The sequence below is a fragment of the Terrabacter sp. P2_E3 genome, assembly GCF_056403915.1.
In genome coordinates this window covers 135,045-148,332 of the sequence record NZ_JBFUEN010000007.1, presented here as the reverse complement: position 1 = coordinate 148,332, position 13,288 = coordinate 135,045, and the positions used below count along the sequence as shown (strand labels likewise).

Genomic DNA, 13,288 nt, shown 5'->3' with positions numbered 1-13,288 from the left:
TGGCGGCCTTTCTACGGTCAGTGGAGGGCTAGGAGCTGCATCAGGCGGGCGGCCTCGTCCGTCACGGCGTCGCGGGCTGCGCCGAGGTACTTCCTCGTGTCGACCGTCGGCGACGCCGCGAGCCGCTCGGTCATCGCCTGCGTGAAGACCTGGTTGAGGTGCGTCGCGATGTTGACCTTGGTCATCCCGGCCCGCACCGCGGCCACGAGCCCCGCGTCGGGCACCCCGGACGAGCCGTGCAGCACGAGCGGCACCGGGACCGAGCGGCCCAGTGCCGCAATGAGATCCGTGTCGAGCTGCGCCGTGCGGTCGGTCATCGCGTGGCTGCTGCCCACGGCCACCGCGAGCGCATCGACGCCCGTGTCGGCGACGAACCGGGCCGCGTCGTCCGGGTCGGTGCGCACGCCCGGCGCGTGGACGCCGTCCTTGCCGCCGACCTCCCCGAGCTCAGCCTCGACGCTGACCCCGGCCGCGCGGCAGAGCTCGACGACGCGACGGGTCACGGCGCGGTTCTCGTCGTCGGACAGCGTCGAGCCGTCGAACATCACCGACGTCAGCCCGAGCCGGACCGCCTCCTCGACGAGCGAGACGTCCTCCGCATGGTCGAGGTGGACGACGACGGGCTGCGCACACGCGTCCGCGATGGCGAGCGTCGCCGCCGCGATCGGCGCGAGCGACCCGTGGTAGCGCACGCAGTTCTCGGAGATCTGCATCACGACAGGCAGCCCGACGCGCTCGGCCGCCGCGGCGTAGGCCTCGGCGTGCTCGAGCTGGATGACGTTGAAGGCCGCCACGGCACGGCCGGCGGCTGACGCCTCGGCGAGCAGGGGCGTCAGGGCGGAGCGGGTCACAGACGGATCTCCTCGATCTCGACGGTGGGGAGCAGACGGGTGACGTCGGCCGGGTCGACGGCGCCGGCGACGGGTTGGAGCACGGCCGCGGCCGACCAGGCGACGCCGCGGCGAAGGACCGAGGCCCACGCCTCGGGCCCCTGCGGCAGGTCGCCGTCGCCGTCGAGGTCGGCCGCGAGCGAGGCCGTCAGGGCGTCGCCCGCGCCAGTCGGGTTGCCCGAGAGCGGACGCGGCAGGTGGGCCCGGAGGGCGACGTCGTCGTGGACGAGGACGAGGCCGTTCGTGCCGTCGCTGATGATCGCGGCACGGGCGCCAGCGGCCACGAGGGCGCGGGCGGCCCCGGGCACGGACGGCACCTCGCCGCGGCCGAGCCCGGTGAGGGTCTGGGCCGCCTCGACCCGGTTGGGCTTGACGAGGTCGGGCCGCATGGCGAGAGCGCGCGACAGGGGAGCGCCGCTGACGTCGAGGACGATGCGGAGACCCACCTCGTGGGCCAGGCGGGTGACCCGGCGGACGAGGTCGGGATCGGTGCCCGGCGGGAAGCTGCCCGACACCGTCAGCGTCGACGCCTCCGGGGCGAGCGCCTCGATCTCGTCGGCGACGCGGTCCCACACCCGCTGCGACTGCCCGATGCCGGGCTCGTTGAGCAGGGTCACCCGGCCGCTCGCCTCGACGACAGCGACCGACCGGCGCGTCGGGCAGGGTGATGGGACGAGCCGGTGCGGCACCCGGCGGGCCCCGAGGTCGGAGGCGAAGAGGTCGAGGTCCATCTCGCCGACGGGCGCCACCGCGACGGACCGGCAGCCCATCGACGTCAGCACCGCGGCGACGTTGAGCCCCTTGCCGCCGGCACGCTCGCTGACGGAGGCGACGCGATGGGTCTCGCCGAGCGCGACGAAGGGGACGGCATACGTGATGTCGAGCGCCGGGTTGGGCGTGAAGGTGACGATCATCGACCGACGAGGTCCAGGGCGATGGTCGCGGCGCCGAGCGATCCGGCGCGGTCGCCGAGGGCGGCGGCGCGGACGGCGACGTCGTCGCGACCACCGAGGCGAGCCGTGAGGGCCGTGCGCAAGGGCTGGAGCAGGGTGTCGCCGGCGTGGACGAGCCCGCCGCCGATGAGGACGAGCTCGGTCCCGGCAGCCGCCACGACGGGGGCGACCATGATGGCGAGCGCGTCGATGGCCTCCTGCCAGATGCGTCGGGCCTCGGGCTCCCCGGCCTCGGCTCGTCGGGCGACCTCCTCGGCGTCACCGACGAGCCCGGTCGCCTCGGACCAGCGGCGCCCGATGGCGCCGGCGCTCGAGAGCGCCTCGAGGCAGCCGCGCTGTCCGCACGCGCAGAGCGGGCCGTCGGGCACGACGACGATGTGGCCGATCTCGCCGGTCCACAGCGAGCCGGTGACGAGCTGGCCCCGGCAGAGGATGGCACTCGCGAGACCCGTGCCGAGCGGCACGAAGAGCACGTTGTCGGCCTCGCGCGCGGCTCCGAGGCGGTGCTCGGCGAGCAGCCCCGAGCGCACGTCGTGGCCGATGGCGACGGGCACGTCGACGTGGGCGGCGATGCTGCCGCGCAGGTCGAGGTCGCGCCAGCCGAGGTTGGCCGACCACACCCCGATGCCGGTCACGTCGTCGACGAGCCCGGGCACGGCGACCCCGACGGCGAGCAGGTCGACGGCCTCGTCGACGCGGGCCGTCAGCTCGACGACGGCCTTGGCGGCGACCTCGCCGAGCTGCTCGCCGACCTTGTCTGGGGTCGGGCGGACGGCCTCGGCGAGCACCTGGCCGTCGGGGGTGACGAGGGCCGACTTGATCCGGGTGCCGCCGACGTCGATCCCGACCACTGCTTCGCGCATCACGACGCGCATTCTATGCGCATTACTGCACGATTGAACACTTGATCGAGCACATTTGGACACTTGAGTCGCAGCGCGGGCACGCCGCACAGCCTGCCACTCGCAGCCTTGCGCCGCTCGCGAAGTCGCTCAGCGCAGGTAGAGGGCCCGGGCCGGGCACAGCTTCACCGTCGTGTCGGCCGCCGCCCTGCCGTCGTCACCGACGACACGGTCGTCCGCGACGACCGGGTAGCCCCACTCGTCGAGGGTCACCCCCGCGAGCAGCTGCGCGCAGACGCCGTGACCCGAGCAGGCGACGCGGTCGACGGCCAGGTGCCGCTCGCGGACGAGCCCGAGGCGCCGGCGCGTGTGGTCGGCGCCGTCCTCGGTCGCGCGCTCGGCCGGCACGTCAGTGGGCGTGGACATCGGTCCCCCTCGGGGCGGTGCGGAGCTCGGCAGCAGGGCAGCGGCCGGCGCGGTGCTGCTCGAGGTGGTCGGCGAAGACGCGCAGCGCCGACCCGGCGAAGCCGGCCACGCCGTCGGGGAAGCGGCACGCTCCACGGCCGGGCAGCAGCCCGACCCGGGACACGACGCGGTCGTATGCCGTCCGGTCGCCTCCCGCGGCCAGCGCGCGCCAGTCGGTGGCGAGGGCGGGCAGCCCGAACATGCACGGGCCGCACTGTCCGGCGGACTCGCCCGCGGCCCAGGTGAGGCAGCGGTCGACGAACTCGAGCGGGCAGTCGCGGGGGTCGAGTGCCTCGACGACGCCCGGCCCGGTGCGGGCGCCGACCCCGGCGAGGTCGGCGTCGGACCAAACGAGGTCCGCCACGTGGACGGCCGCGACGAAGGTGCCGCCGAGGCCGCCGACGAGCACGGCCGGCGAGCGGTCGGGCAGGCCGCCGGCGAGGTCGAGCAGGTCGCCCAGCGGAGCGCCGGCAGCGGTCTCGACGACGACGCCGCGAACCGACGGGGTGCTGACGGCGACGAGCCGCGGCCCCGACTGGTCGGGCGTGCCGAACGACCGGAACCACGCAGGACCGTTGCGGGCGACCTGCGCCGCCCGCCAGACGGTCTCGGCGTTGAGCACGACGGTCGGGCTGACCCGGCGACCCTCGGAGTCACGACCTCCGCGCACGAACGGCTGCCGCTTCGTCATCGGACGGGCGAGACCGCCCTGCGCGAGCGAGATGATCGCCGACTCCTCGGAGGAGACGTAGCGCGGCGGCACCTCGAGCACGCGCAGCCCGGCCCCGGCGAGACGGCGCGCGGTCTCGGAGCCGCGGTGGGCGGCATACGTGACCGGGGCGCCGTCGACGACGAGGGCGGCGCCGTGGACGAGCTCGGCGAGGCGGTGCTCGACGACCCAGGCGTCCTTGGCGGCGCCGAGCTCGCCGTCGCAGGCGTTGACGACGAGGCGGGCGCCGTGGGCGTGCGCGGCTGCGACCTTGGTCGCGGTGCTGAAGGCCGCGCCGCCGCGGCCGGTGAGGCCCGCCTCGGCGAGCAGGGACGTGAAGGTCATGACCACTCCTGGGCTGCGACGGCGACGCGACGTTCGCGGTCACCGTGGGTGGAGGTGTAGCGCCAGGTGATGGCGGAGACGCCGACGACGGCGCAGGCGGCGGTCGTGCCGCGGAGGAGCAGCTCGCCGCTCGTGCCGAGTGCCAGGCCGTGGACGATCGCCATCGGCCAGAGCGCGTAGGAGAGCAGGTGCACGCGTCGCCACGTGCGCTCGGCGAGGCGGTGCCGCAGGGCCGAGGTGACGCCGACGGCGAGGAGGAGGTCGACGGCGAGCGTCCCGAGCCCGACCCACAGCGCCTCGTAGCCCGACGTGAACGGCAGGAGAGCCGACACGAGGTCGATGGACACGTACGTCTCGGCGATCGCGGTCGCGATGTGCGCGAGGAGGAAGACGCTCGTGCCGAGCGAGAGCCACCGGTGCAGGGCCATGACGATCGTCGCCGACTCGCCCGTGGGGCGCCGCCGGCCGGACGTCACGAGGCCGAGCACGACGACGACGGTGAGCAGCACGATGCCGACGACGCCGGTGGCGCGCGAGACGTACCAGAGCAGCTCGTTCATCAGGCAGCCCTCCGGGACACGTCCGGCCAGCCAGGGGTCGTGACGACGCGACCGTCGATCGTCTCGAGCCGCGCCGGGATGCCTTGTCGGGTCAGCCAGTCCGCGGCGTCGGTGCCGAGCACGACGGCGGCCGTCGAGGCGGCGTTCGCCTCGAGGCACGTCGCTGCGGCGCACGAGACCTGCGACCAGACGACGGGAGCGACGTGGCCGGTCCGGGGGTCGACGATGTGGTGGCGCGGACCGTCGTCGGTCTCCCAGACGCGCAGCTGGGTCGACGACGTCGCGATGGCCTGGCCGGTGCTCGTGACAACCTGCCGCGTGGCCCCCGACGCGTCCTCGATGCCGATCGCCCACCCGTGGGGCGGCAGGTCACCGGCGACCGCGACGTCGCCTCCGAGGTTGACGGCGAACCCGCCCGGCCGGGACTCGGCGAGGAGCGCAGCGACGGTGTCGGCGGCATACGCCTTCGCGGTGGCGCCGAGGTCGAGCAGCGTGCCGGGCGCGACGGAGACGCGGCGCGCGGAGACGTTCAGGTGCACTGTGTGCCAGTGCGGCACGCGCGCGACGCGCACCTGGTGGAAGCCGGCGCGGCGGCGCACGACGTCGAGGTCGTCGTCGTAGCCCTGGGCCGCGAGCGCCGACCCCACGGTCGGGTCGACGAGACCGCCGGTGAGGCGCGCGACGCGCAGCGCCGCCTGGAGGTATGCCGCGAAGGTCGGAGACACGAACGCCTCGGCGGGTGCCCGGCGGGCCCGCTCGGCCAGCAGGCTGACCTCGGAGTCGGGGCGGAAGCGGCTCACGGCGCGGTCGACCTCGCGCAGGTGCCGCCGGGCGATCTCGACGGCGTCGGCAAGGACCTCGGGCCGGGTGACGAGGACGGAGTTCGTCGTGCCGATGGCCTGGAAGGTGCTCGCCACGACGTGAGGGCTCGCGACGGTGTCCATCACGACCCACCCGAGCTCGTCTGGGCCTGGACGTTGCTGCCGCTCACGGGGGCGACGGCGCTGAAGCCGGAGCTCGAGCTCGAGTCGTCCGAGCTGCTCGAGTCGGACGAGGTGTCCGACGAGCCCGACGAGCCGGACGAGCTCGACGCGTTCGACGAGGTCGAGTCGCTCGTCCCGGACGAGGTCTGCGTCGCCACGGTCTGGGTCGCGTTCTGGGCGTCGGCGAGGTGGATGCCGATGGCGCCGACGAGGACGGTGGACGCGGTCAGCAGACCGGCGGTCCAGAGTCGGGCTCGGCGCAGGGGCGAGGGAGGGTGCTCATCGGGGGCTCCTTCGGTGGGGATGACTCCACCGTCGCGAGCACCCCTGTGCGCCTCCTGTGCCGTCGCCCTGCCTCCCCGATGACTTGGCCGGCCCCGCGTGACGCCGGCACACGGCATACGCAAACGGCTTGCGGCCGAAGGCGATCGGGACGACGCTGCGCTCATGGCACTGGGAATCCACAGCATCACGTTCGACTGCGCCGACGCGCGCGCCCTGGCGACGTTCTGGGCGGGCCTGCTCGGCTGGAACGTCTTCTACGACGACGACCCGGAGGTGGTCGTGGCCCCCTCCTTCCCCCATCCCGGCATGGGGCTGCTCTTCATCCCGGTGCCCGAGGGCAAGACGGCGAAGAACCGCGTCCACCTCGACCTCGAACCCGACGAGGGCACCCGCGATGACGCCGTCGAACGGGCCCTGGCCGCGGGTGCCGCCGTCCTCGCGGACCACCGCAAGGAGGACGGCACCGGCTGGGTGACGATGACCGACCCCGAGGGCAACGAGTTCTGCATCGAGCGCGGGCAGGCGGAGCGGGGTCTCCGCGCGTCCGCGGCCTACCGGATCGGCTGACCGCGCGGGGCCTCAGGCGTCTGGTGTTGCGTCCGGTGCTGCGTCCGGTGCTGCTTCCGGGGCTGCTTCCGGGGCTGCTTCCGGGGCTGCGTCGGGCCCGGCGCCGTGGCGGGCGAGGAAGGCGGCGGCGGCGTCGGCGACCTCGCGCCAGCCGCTGTCGACGACGAGCGAGTGCCCGCGCCCCGGGATCTCGATGATCTCGGTGGGGGCGGGGTTCTTCAGCTGACGCTTGTAGGAGGCGTGCGCGATGGCCCACGGCACGATGTGGTCCTTCTCGCCGCTGATGACGAGGAGCGGGCCGCGGTCGGGGTTGCCGGTGTCGACGCTGGCCTCGGTGCGCGGGTTGAAGTTCGCCGTGGCGGCCTGGAAGAGCGGGCGGCCCGGCGCCGCAACGGGATACGTGCGGTAGAGGTCGGCCGCCTCCTCGGCGCTGACGGCGTTGGCGAAGGCGTAGCGGTACTGGTCGAAGGTCAGCGAGACGTGCCGGTTGTAGTTGGCCGGGTTGGTCAGCACGGGAGAGCTCGCGCGCAGCGCCGAGACGGGGAGGGGCAGCACGCCGCGGAAGGGCGCCGGGTCGACGGCGACGGAGGCTCGGGCGAGACCCTGACCGGCGAGCTTCTGGGTGATGAGGCCACCGAAGGAGTGACCGATGACGACCGGCTCGCGGTCGAGCAGGCGGATGACGTCGGCGACGTGGTCGGTGACCTGGCCGACGGTCTTGCCGGCGAAGACCTCCGGGTGGGCACGGGCCTCCTCGACGGTCTCGGGGTCGTCGGGCCAGCCGGGGGCGAGCGTGGCGTAGCCGAGGGACTCGAAGTGCTCGCGCCACGCGTCCCAGCTGCTCGGGAGCAGCCAGAGGCCGTGGACGAAGACGACGGGCTGGCGTCCGCTCGCGTTGGCGGCCTCGACCTGGGCGCGCTCGGTGGCGGTGATGACGGAGGTGGCGGCGGGCGGGGCGGGTGGCGTGGTGCTCATGGGGTTCTCCCGTGCGGTGAGGGGTGGATGGGTCCAGCAGGCAGAACGATCGTTCTACAGTAGCCATTCCCGTCGACGCGCGCCAGAGGTCGGGCACACCGGTTTCCCCTCGGCCAACGGACCGCGCGAGCCGGTCGATCACCTGCGTTAGCGTGGCGACGTGGACGAGCCGACGACGACGCGGACCCCCGGCCGCGAGCGCCTGCTCGCCGCCGCCTCCCGGCTCTTCTACCGCGAGGGCATCAACGGCGTCGGCGTCGATCGCATCCTCGAGGAGGCCGGCGTCACCCGCGCCACGATGTACCGCCACTTCGCCGGCAAGGAAGCGCTCGTCGTCGCCTACCTCGAGTCCGAGGACGCCACGCTGCGCGGCTACTTCGCGGACGCCGAGGCCGACGGCGGCACCCCGACGGAGCTGCTCGGCCGGGTCATCGACACCATCGCGCTCGACATCACGAGCTACCACACGCGCGGCTGCCCCTTCATCAACGCGGCGGCGGAGTTCCCCGACGCCGACAGCGCGGTGCGGCGAATCGTCACCGCGCACCGGACGTGGTTCCGACAGTCCCTGTCCGAGCTGGCCCGCGCCGCAGGGCTGCCCGACCCCGAGGCCTCGGCCGCGGCGCTCGTCCTGCTCCGCGACGCCGCGCTCGTCGGGGGTTATCTCGACGGGGTCGAGGTCACGGCCCCGGCGTTCGTCGCGACGGCACGTCAGGTCGCCGGGCTCGACGCCTGAGGGTCCGGCTCAGTCGCCGGCGCGGGCGAGCGCCACGGTCTTGGGCACGACGAGTCGCCAGGCGTCGATGACGATCTCGCGCATCCGGTCGACGTCGAGCGCGTCGAGGCGCACCTCGACCCAGTTGAAGCGGAGGTCGGACCGGCGCGGCATGAGGAAGACGTCGGGCTCGCTCGCGACGAGCACGTCGCGCTCCTCCTTGGGGAAGGCGAACCCCATCAGCGTCTCGTCGGCGGAGAACGCGAGCCACACGATCTTGCCGACACGGAACTTCACGCGGTCGCGGACGAGCACCTCGTACGAGCGGGGGAGCTGCTCGGCCACGCGCCGCACGTCGTCGATGGTCACGGGCACCCCTCCACCCTGCCATGCACGCCGGGGCGACACGCCGTCCGAAGCCTCTGACTCCGAGGGACCGCTCGCTCACTCGCCGGGCACTCGCCCGGCAGCCGGCCCCGCACCCGCCCGACCCCTTCCGCGGACGCACGCGACGGCATACCCTGCCCCTGTCGCGACCTCGACGGCCCCCCGGGCCGGGCGGGCTGAAACGTCGACTCCCTGACACACCGACAAGGAGACGACGTATGCCGTCCAACCCCACCCCGCCCACCGTCCCGCAACGCCTGCTCGCCTTCCTCGACCGCCTCGGCGCCGAGCTCGACCGCCGCGGCGACGCGGTCGCGCTGCTCGGCCTCGGCTCGGTCGGCCGCGACCTGCACCGTCTCGACGAGCACTCCGACGCGGACTTCTTCGTCGTCGTCGACGACGCGGCCACCCGCGACCGCTACATCGCCGACATCGACTGGCTCGAGGCCGCGCACCCGGTCGTGTGGTCGTTCGAGAACAGTGACCTCGGCCGCAAGGCGCTCCTCGAGGGCGACCTCTTCGCCGAGTACGCCGTCTTCGCCCTCGCCGACATGGCGACCGCCTGCTACCCGCCGGGCCGCATCCACTGGAGCCGCGCCGACGCACCCGCCGGCCTCGAGGTCCCCACAGCTCCACTGCCGCAGCCGCCCTCGCTCGAGCACGAGGTCGGCGAGGCCATCACCAACCTCTACGTCGGGCTGCACCGCGACCTGCGCGGCGAGCGCCTCACCGCGACCCGCTTCATCCAGGGGTATGCCGTCGACCGCTGGGTCACGGTGCTGGGCCACCTGGGGCTCGGGCACGGCGAGCAGCAGGACGTCTTCGTCGTCGACCGCGGTGTCGAGCGTCGCTTCGGTCCCGACCTGCTGCCGCTGGCCGACCTCGTGCCCGGCTACGAGCGCAACGCCCACGCGGCTGCCACGCTCCTGCGCCTGCTCGAGGCCCACGTCGAGCTCGACCCGACGATCGTCGCGGCCGTCCGCGACCTCATCACCCGGTTGGCGGCCGACGCTCAGTCCCGGGCGGTCTCGAGCTCGAGCTCGTAGACGAGCAGGGTCAGCGTGGCGATCGGTGACCAGTCGCGCTCGGGGGCGCGGGTGAAGCCGAAGCGCTCGTAGACGCGGTGGGCTGCGTGCATCATCGGCTGGGTCGAGAGCACGACGCGGCGCCGTCCGAGGGCCCGCGACCGGTCGATGCACTCGCGGACGAGGGCCGTCCCGATGCCCCGGCCGCGACCCTCGGGCGCGACGGCGAGCGTGCGGAACTCGGCCTCACCCTCGCGCGCGACGTCGGCGAACGGGCCGGGAGCGCCGACGAAGGCCACGCCGCCGAGGACCGTGCCCGCGTCGTCGACCGCCACGAGGACCTCGGCGTGCTCGGCCCGACGCCCGACGTCGCGGAGCACGGCGAGGTAGGGGTCCGCGTCGCCGTAGTCGAGCAGCCCGTCGTCGAGGTAGGCCGCGGCCGTCAGCTCGCCGAGCCGTTCGTAGTCGTCCGGGCGCACCGCCCGGATCGTGAAGCCGTCCATGCGCGCCAGTGTCGCAGCCGCGGGCGGACCGTCGTCCGAGATGTCTCCCATGTGACCGGCAGGGTGCACCCAGCCGGTTCGCAGAAACCGCACCTACGTTCCGAGACGGCTCGAGCGAGCCGCCTCGGGGGCTACAGGGAAGGGGCACCATGCGCACACACACCAGGCGCACCAGGACCGTCGTGGGGGTGGGGCTCGCCGCGAGCGCCCTCGCGCTCGGCACGACCTTCGCGGCCGGGTCGGAGGCGTCGGCCGCCGGCACGGACGGCAGCGACATCGTCTACACCGTCCACCCACTGACGAAGCAGTTCTCCACGGGCACGAAGCCGGGCGCACTGCCGACACCGTCGCAGTGCGTGGCCAGGATCGGGCTCGCCTGCTACACGCCGGCCCTCATTCGCAAGGCGTACGACATCCCCGACGGGTGGACCGGCAAGGGACAGCGCATCGTCGTCGTCGACGCCTATGGCAGCCCGACGGTCCGCGCGGACCTCGACGTCTTCAGCCAGACGTTCGGCCTGCCCAAGGCCGACCTCAACGTCTACTACCCCGGAGGTGCTCCGCAGACGAGCACGGCCCACCAGGGCCCAGCCGCTCAGCTGGGCGGGGGAGACGAGCCTCGACGTCCAGTGGGCGCACGCCATCGCACCCGAGGCGACGATCAACCTCGTCGTCGCGCCGAACAACTACGGCAACGCGCTCAACGTCGCCGTGAAGTACGCCGTCGACCACGACCTCGGCGACGTCCTGTCGATGAGCTACGGCGCCGACGAGGCCGCGATCAAGGGCAAGGGCAACAACCTCCAGCTCCAGCAGTCGCACGCGAACTTCGCGGCGGCCGCCGCCAAGGGGATCTCGCTCTTCGCCTCCTCCGGCGACGACGGCGCCTCGAACGGCGGCCCGGCCCTCGCGGCCGGCTACCCGGCCTCCGACCCGCTCGTCACCGCGGTGGGCGGCACGAACCTCTTCGCGAGCGACACCGGCGCCTACCAGGGCGAGACGGTGTGGGGCGACGAGGCGTCGTGCGCCGTGCACCAGCCGTTCGGCTGCACGCTCGGCCCGATCGGCGCGACGGGCGGCGCCCCGAGCACGGTCTTCCCGGTGCCCGCCTACCAGGCCGGCGTCACCGGCAACGCGATGCGCACGACGTCGGACGTGTCCTACAACGCGTCGGTCTACACGTCGGTCTTCGTCTACGAGGGCTTCAACGCCAACCCGGACGACAACGGTTTCTACTTCTACGGCGGCACGAGCTCCGGCTCGCCGCAGTGGGCCGCGATCGGCGCCCTCGCCGACCAGCAGGCGGGTCACCGTCTGGGCGCCCTCAACCCGGCGCTCTACGCGATCGGCACCGGGGCGACGCACGCCCTCGCCTTCCACGACGTGACGTCGGGCAACAACGCCTGGCAGGGACCGGGCCTCGACGCGAAGGTCGGCTACGACGACCCGACCGGTCTCGGCTCACCGGACGTCTCGAACCTCGTGGGGCAGCTCATCCACTGACCCACCCCTCCGAGCACGTATGCCGTGTCGTGGGCCCCCCCCCGGGGTGCTGGGTGGCCACGGCCGCCTGCGGGTCAACCGATGTCCGGCTGCTCCCGGTGTGCGTCTTGCGCACTTCTTGCGGAGTTCTTGCCGGTGTGTCCGGCGGTGTCTTGCACCACGCGGACGAGAGTTCGCGACATGAACTCGGTGATCGTCGACGGAGCAGCCTCCCTGGCTGCGGCTTGGCCTCTCGCCCTTCTCACCATCCTCGTCGGCTCCCTCTTCGCCACGGCCTACGTCCGCGCCGGCCGGCCGACGGGCGCCGGGCCGCGTTGGGACGACGCCGGCCCGGGCCGGGCCTGCCGCGCGGCCGGACACAGCTACCTCAAGCGCGAGACCGGATGGTGCTGCTCGCAGTGCGGTGACGAGATCGCCGAGCAGACGTACGTCCCGCAGGTCGCCGGGGCGGGCGCCGGCGCCTGAGCGCACGCGTCCCAGCCGTGCGCGGCCGCGCCAGTGGTGCACGCTGCACGACGCACTCAGCGTCCGAGCGCGCACTGCTGGGTGCAGCCCGCACCGTTGAGCGTGTGACGCGGTGCGTCAGGCGGCGAGGCGCCAGGCGAGGACGCCGAAGAGCACGCCGAGCGCGTTCGTCGCCCAGTGCATGCCGACGCTCGCGAAGAGGCTGCCGCTGCGCCGGCGCAGCTCGCCGGCGAGGACTCCACCGAGCGCCGTGAACAGCACGGTGCCGCCGACGACGGCCGCCTTGGCGAAGGGGCCCAGCCCGGACACGGCGGAGCCGATCGCCTCGTTGCCGGTGGCCGAGGCCATGGCGGGGAAGATGTGCCAGAGGCCGAAGAGCAGGGACGACCCGGCGAGCACCTGCCACATCCGGGCGTGCCGGGAGAGGAAGCCCCAGAGCACCGAGCGGAAGGCGACCTCCTCGAGCAGGATCGTCCCGACGGGGATCATGACGAAGGCCGTCAACAGGGCACCCGCCGGGGGAAGGTGATAGCGGGCGTCGAGGAACGCGGTGCGCGTCGTCGGGAGCAGGATGCCGACGAGGTAGACGAGCCCGACGACGGCGATGACGCCGAGTCCCCAGCGGATGCCGCGGGCGTGGGTGTGCCGGGCGAGGCCGAGCTGGTGCCAGGACAGGCCCTGCCACCGGGCGAAGGCCAGGAGGGCGACGGCACCGACGGGGCCGAGCCACATGGTGTCCCAGCCGAGCACGTGGTTGGCGACGTTGACGCCGGCGAGGGCGAAGACGACGGCCACCGTGGCGGCCATGCGGGCGCGCCGTCCGCGAGCGATGAGCGCCAGTCGACGCAGCCGCACCGGGTCGTGACGACGGTCGTGCCGCACGTTCCGGGAGGTCGTGACGACGCCCTCGGTCGGGGACGCGACGGCGACAACGGGACTCACGGTTGGGCTGCTCATTACTCTCATTTTCGCACGTCAACCTGTGCGAGACCTGTGCTGGAACCGCCCCGCGACCCCGCCCGACACCCGGTTCACAGACGCCCCAGCCGACCCCACGGCCACGTCCGGCGCCGGAGATCGCGTCAGACATCCCGTCAGACATCCCGGGCCGTTTAC

General features: G+C 73.6%; 17 protein-coding genes. 5 read left to right on the top strand and 12 right to left on the bottom strand.

All coding sequences use genetic code 11. The features are described from left to right. Nucleotides 1-17: 17 nt before the first annotated feature. The 8 genes from AC1DW8_RS10895 to AC1DW8_RS10860 all read right to left on the bottom strand — a co-directional run bounded on the left by AC1DW8_RS10895 (nucleotide 18) and on the right by AC1DW8_RS10860 (nucleotide 6,148). Complete coding sequence (locus AC1DW8_RS10895) at nucleotides 18-851, bottom strand: class II fructose-bisphosphate aldolase (RefSeq protein WP_478093923.1); 834 nt, start codon at nucleotides 849-851, stop codon at nucleotides 18-20. Next, nucleotides 848-1,804, bottom strand: coding sequence for a 1-phosphofructokinase family hexose kinase (locus AC1DW8_RS10890; protein WP_478093921.1), 957 nt, complete (start codon nucleotides 1,802-1,804; stop codon nucleotides 848-850). Before AC1DW8_RS10890 ends, AC1DW8_RS10895 begins: the two co-directional genes overlap by 4 nt. Next, nucleotides 1,801-2,706 (bottom strand): ROK family protein, encoded by a 906-nt coding sequence (locus AC1DW8_RS10885; protein WP_478094061.1) that lies wholly within the window; start codon nucleotides 2,704-2,706, stop codon nucleotides 1,801-1,803. Before AC1DW8_RS10885 ends, AC1DW8_RS10890 begins: the two co-directional genes overlap by 4 nt. Nucleotides 2,707-2,835: 129 nt before the next feature. After that, on the bottom strand, nucleotides 2,836-3,111 hold the full coding sequence (locus AC1DW8_RS10880; protein ID WP_478093919.1) for a ferredoxin: 276 nt from the start codon (nucleotides 3,109-3,111) through the stop codon (nucleotides 2,836-2,838). Beyond that, the gene (locus AC1DW8_RS10875; RefSeq protein ID WP_478093917.1) at nucleotides 3,095-4,204 is read right to left on the bottom strand and encodes an NADH-ubiquinone oxidoreductase-F iron-sulfur binding region domain-containing protein; all 1,110 of its coding nucleotides are present in this window, start codon (nucleotides 4,202-4,204) and stop codon (nucleotides 3,095-3,097) included. Before AC1DW8_RS10875 ends, AC1DW8_RS10880 begins: the two co-directional genes overlap by 17 nt. Then, nucleotides 4,201-4,764 (bottom strand): ferric reductase-like transmembrane domain-containing protein, encoded by a 564-nt coding sequence (locus tag AC1DW8_RS10870; RefSeq protein WP_478093915.1) that lies wholly within the window; start codon nucleotides 4,762-4,764, stop codon nucleotides 4,201-4,203. The genes AC1DW8_RS10875 and AC1DW8_RS10870 overlap by 4 nt, the downstream gene beginning before the upstream one ends. Then, entirely contained in the window at nucleotides 4,764-5,708 is a 945-nt protein-coding gene (locus tag AC1DW8_RS10865) for an FAD:protein FMN transferase (protein ID WP_478093913.1), read from the bottom strand. Before AC1DW8_RS10865 ends, AC1DW8_RS10870 begins: the two co-directional genes overlap by 1 nt. Beyond that, nucleotides 5,708-6,148: a hypothetical protein gene (locus AC1DW8_RS10860; RefSeq protein ID WP_478093911.1), complete on the bottom strand. Its 441-nt coding sequence runs from the start codon at nucleotides 6,146-6,148 to the stop codon at nucleotides 5,708-5,710. The genes AC1DW8_RS10865 and AC1DW8_RS10860 overlap by 1 nt, the downstream gene beginning before the upstream one ends. Nucleotides 6,149-6,194: 46 nt before the next feature. On the opposite strand from AC1DW8_RS10860, the gene AC1DW8_RS10855 reads away from it, so the two are divergent. Then, the gene (locus tag AC1DW8_RS10855; RefSeq protein WP_478093909.1) at nucleotides 6,195-6,599 is read left to right on the top strand and encodes a VOC family protein; all 405 of its coding nucleotides are present in this window, start codon (nucleotides 6,195-6,197) and stop codon (nucleotides 6,597-6,599) included. Between the two features lie 12 nt (nucleotides 6,600-6,611). Here AC1DW8_RS10855 and AC1DW8_RS10850 read toward each other — a convergent pair whose 3' ends face one another. Further along, nucleotides 6,612-7,574, bottom strand: coding sequence for an alpha/beta hydrolase (locus AC1DW8_RS10850; protein ID WP_478093907.1), 963 nt, complete (start codon nucleotides 7,572-7,574; stop codon nucleotides 6,612-6,614). A gap of 160 nt (nucleotides 7,575-7,734) precedes the next feature. Between AC1DW8_RS10850 and AC1DW8_RS10845 the strand changes: the two genes are divergently transcribed. Beyond that, nucleotides 7,735-8,310, top strand: a complete 576-nt coding sequence (locus AC1DW8_RS10845) for a TetR/AcrR family transcriptional regulator (RefSeq protein WP_478093905.1) — start codon at nucleotides 7,735-7,737, stop codon at nucleotides 8,308-8,310. A gap of 9 nt (nucleotides 8,311-8,319) precedes the next feature. Here the strand turns inward: AC1DW8_RS10845 and AC1DW8_RS10840 are convergent, their stop codons facing one another. Next, nucleotides 8,320-8,664: an MmcQ/YjbR family DNA-binding protein gene (locus AC1DW8_RS10840; protein WP_478093903.1), complete on the bottom strand. Its 345-nt coding sequence runs from the start codon at nucleotides 8,662-8,664 to the stop codon at nucleotides 8,320-8,322. Nucleotides 8,665-8,894: 230 nt separating this feature from the next. Between AC1DW8_RS10840 and AC1DW8_RS10835 the strand changes: the two genes are divergently transcribed. Then, a complete protein-coding gene (locus AC1DW8_RS10835; RefSeq protein WP_478093901.1) occupies nucleotides 8,895-9,722 on the top strand; it encodes a hypothetical protein in 828 nt (275 codons plus the stop codon). Here AC1DW8_RS10835 and AC1DW8_RS10830 read toward each other — a convergent pair. Then, nucleotides 9,689-10,255, bottom strand: coding sequence for a GNAT family N-acetyltransferase (locus tag AC1DW8_RS10830; RefSeq protein WP_235508549.1), 567 nt, complete (start codon nucleotides 10,253-10,255; stop codon nucleotides 9,689-9,691). The genes AC1DW8_RS10835 and AC1DW8_RS10830 overlap by 34 nt on opposite strands. Before the next feature lie 504 nt (nucleotides 10,256-10,759). Between AC1DW8_RS10830 and AC1DW8_RS10825 the strand changes: the two genes are divergently transcribed. After that, a complete protein-coding gene (locus AC1DW8_RS10825; protein ID WP_478093898.1) occupies nucleotides 10,760-11,707 on the top strand; it encodes a S53 family peptidase in 948 nt (315 codons plus the stop codon). Nucleotides 11,708-11,887: 180 nt separating this feature from the next. Further along, nucleotides 11,888-12,172, top strand: coding sequence for a hypothetical protein (locus tag AC1DW8_RS10820; RefSeq protein WP_056780606.1), 285 nt, complete (start codon nucleotides 11,888-11,890; stop codon nucleotides 12,170-12,172). 117 nt (nucleotides 12,173-12,289) lie between these two features. Here AC1DW8_RS10820 and AC1DW8_RS10815 read toward each other — a convergent pair whose 3' ends face one another. Beyond that, on the bottom strand, nucleotides 12,290-13,114 hold the full coding sequence (locus AC1DW8_RS10815; RefSeq protein ID WP_478093895.1) for a lysostaphin resistance A-like protein: 825 nt from the start codon (nucleotides 13,112-13,114) through the stop codon (nucleotides 12,290-12,292). Nucleotides 13,115-13,288 lie beyond the last annotated feature (174 nt).

What these genes read in the sequence shown, in the direction of transcription:
- AC1DW8_RS10890 (WP_478093921.1), bottom strand. Translation starts at nt 1,804, where the DNA reads ATGATCGTCACCTTCACGCCCAACCCGGCGCTCGACATCACGTATGCC.
- AC1DW8_RS10885 (WP_478094061.1), bottom strand. Translation starts at nt 2,706, where the DNA reads ATGCGCGAAGCAGTGGTCGGGATCGACGTCGGCGGCACCCGGATCAAG.
- AC1DW8_RS10880 (WP_478093919.1), bottom strand. Translation starts at nt 3,111, where the DNA reads ATGTCCACGCCCACTGACGTGCCGGCCGAGCGCGCGACCGAGGACGGC.
- AC1DW8_RS10875 (WP_478093917.1), bottom strand. Translation starts at nt 4,204, where the DNA reads ATGACCTTCACGTCCCTGCTCGCCGAGGCGGGCCTCACCGGCCGCGGC.
- AC1DW8_RS10870 (WP_478093915.1), bottom strand. Translation starts at nt 4,764, where the DNA reads ATGAACGAGCTGCTCTGGTACGTCTCGCGCGCCACCGGCGTCGTCGGC.
- AC1DW8_RS10865 (WP_478093913.1), bottom strand. Translation starts at nt 5,708, where the DNA reads ATGGACACCGTCGCGAGCCCTCACGTCGTGGCGAGCACCTTCCAGGCC.
- AC1DW8_RS10860 (WP_478093911.1), bottom strand. Translation starts at nt 6,148, where the DNA reads ATGCCGTGTGCCGGCGTCACGCGGGGCCGGCCAAGTCATCGGGGAGGC.
- AC1DW8_RS10855 (WP_478093909.1), top strand. Translation starts at nt 6,195, where the DNA reads ATGGCACTGGGAATCCACAGCATCACGTTCGACTGCGCCGACGCGCGC.
- AC1DW8_RS10850 (WP_478093907.1), bottom strand. Translation starts at nt 7,574, where the DNA reads ATGAGCACCACGCCACCCGCCCCGCCCGCCGCCACCTCCGTCATCACC.
- AC1DW8_RS10835 (WP_478093901.1), top strand. Translation starts at nt 8,895, where the DNA reads ATGCCGTCCAACCCCACCCCGCCCACCGTCCCGCAACGCCTGCTCGCC.
- AC1DW8_RS10830 (WP_235508549.1), bottom strand. Translation starts at nt 10,255, where the DNA reads ATGGGAGACATCTCGGACGACGGTCCGCCCGCGGCTGCGACACTGGCG.
- AC1DW8_RS10820 (WP_056780606.1), top strand. Translation starts at nt 11,888, where the DNA reads ATGAACTCGGTGATCGTCGACGGAGCAGCCTCCCTGGCTGCGGCTTGG.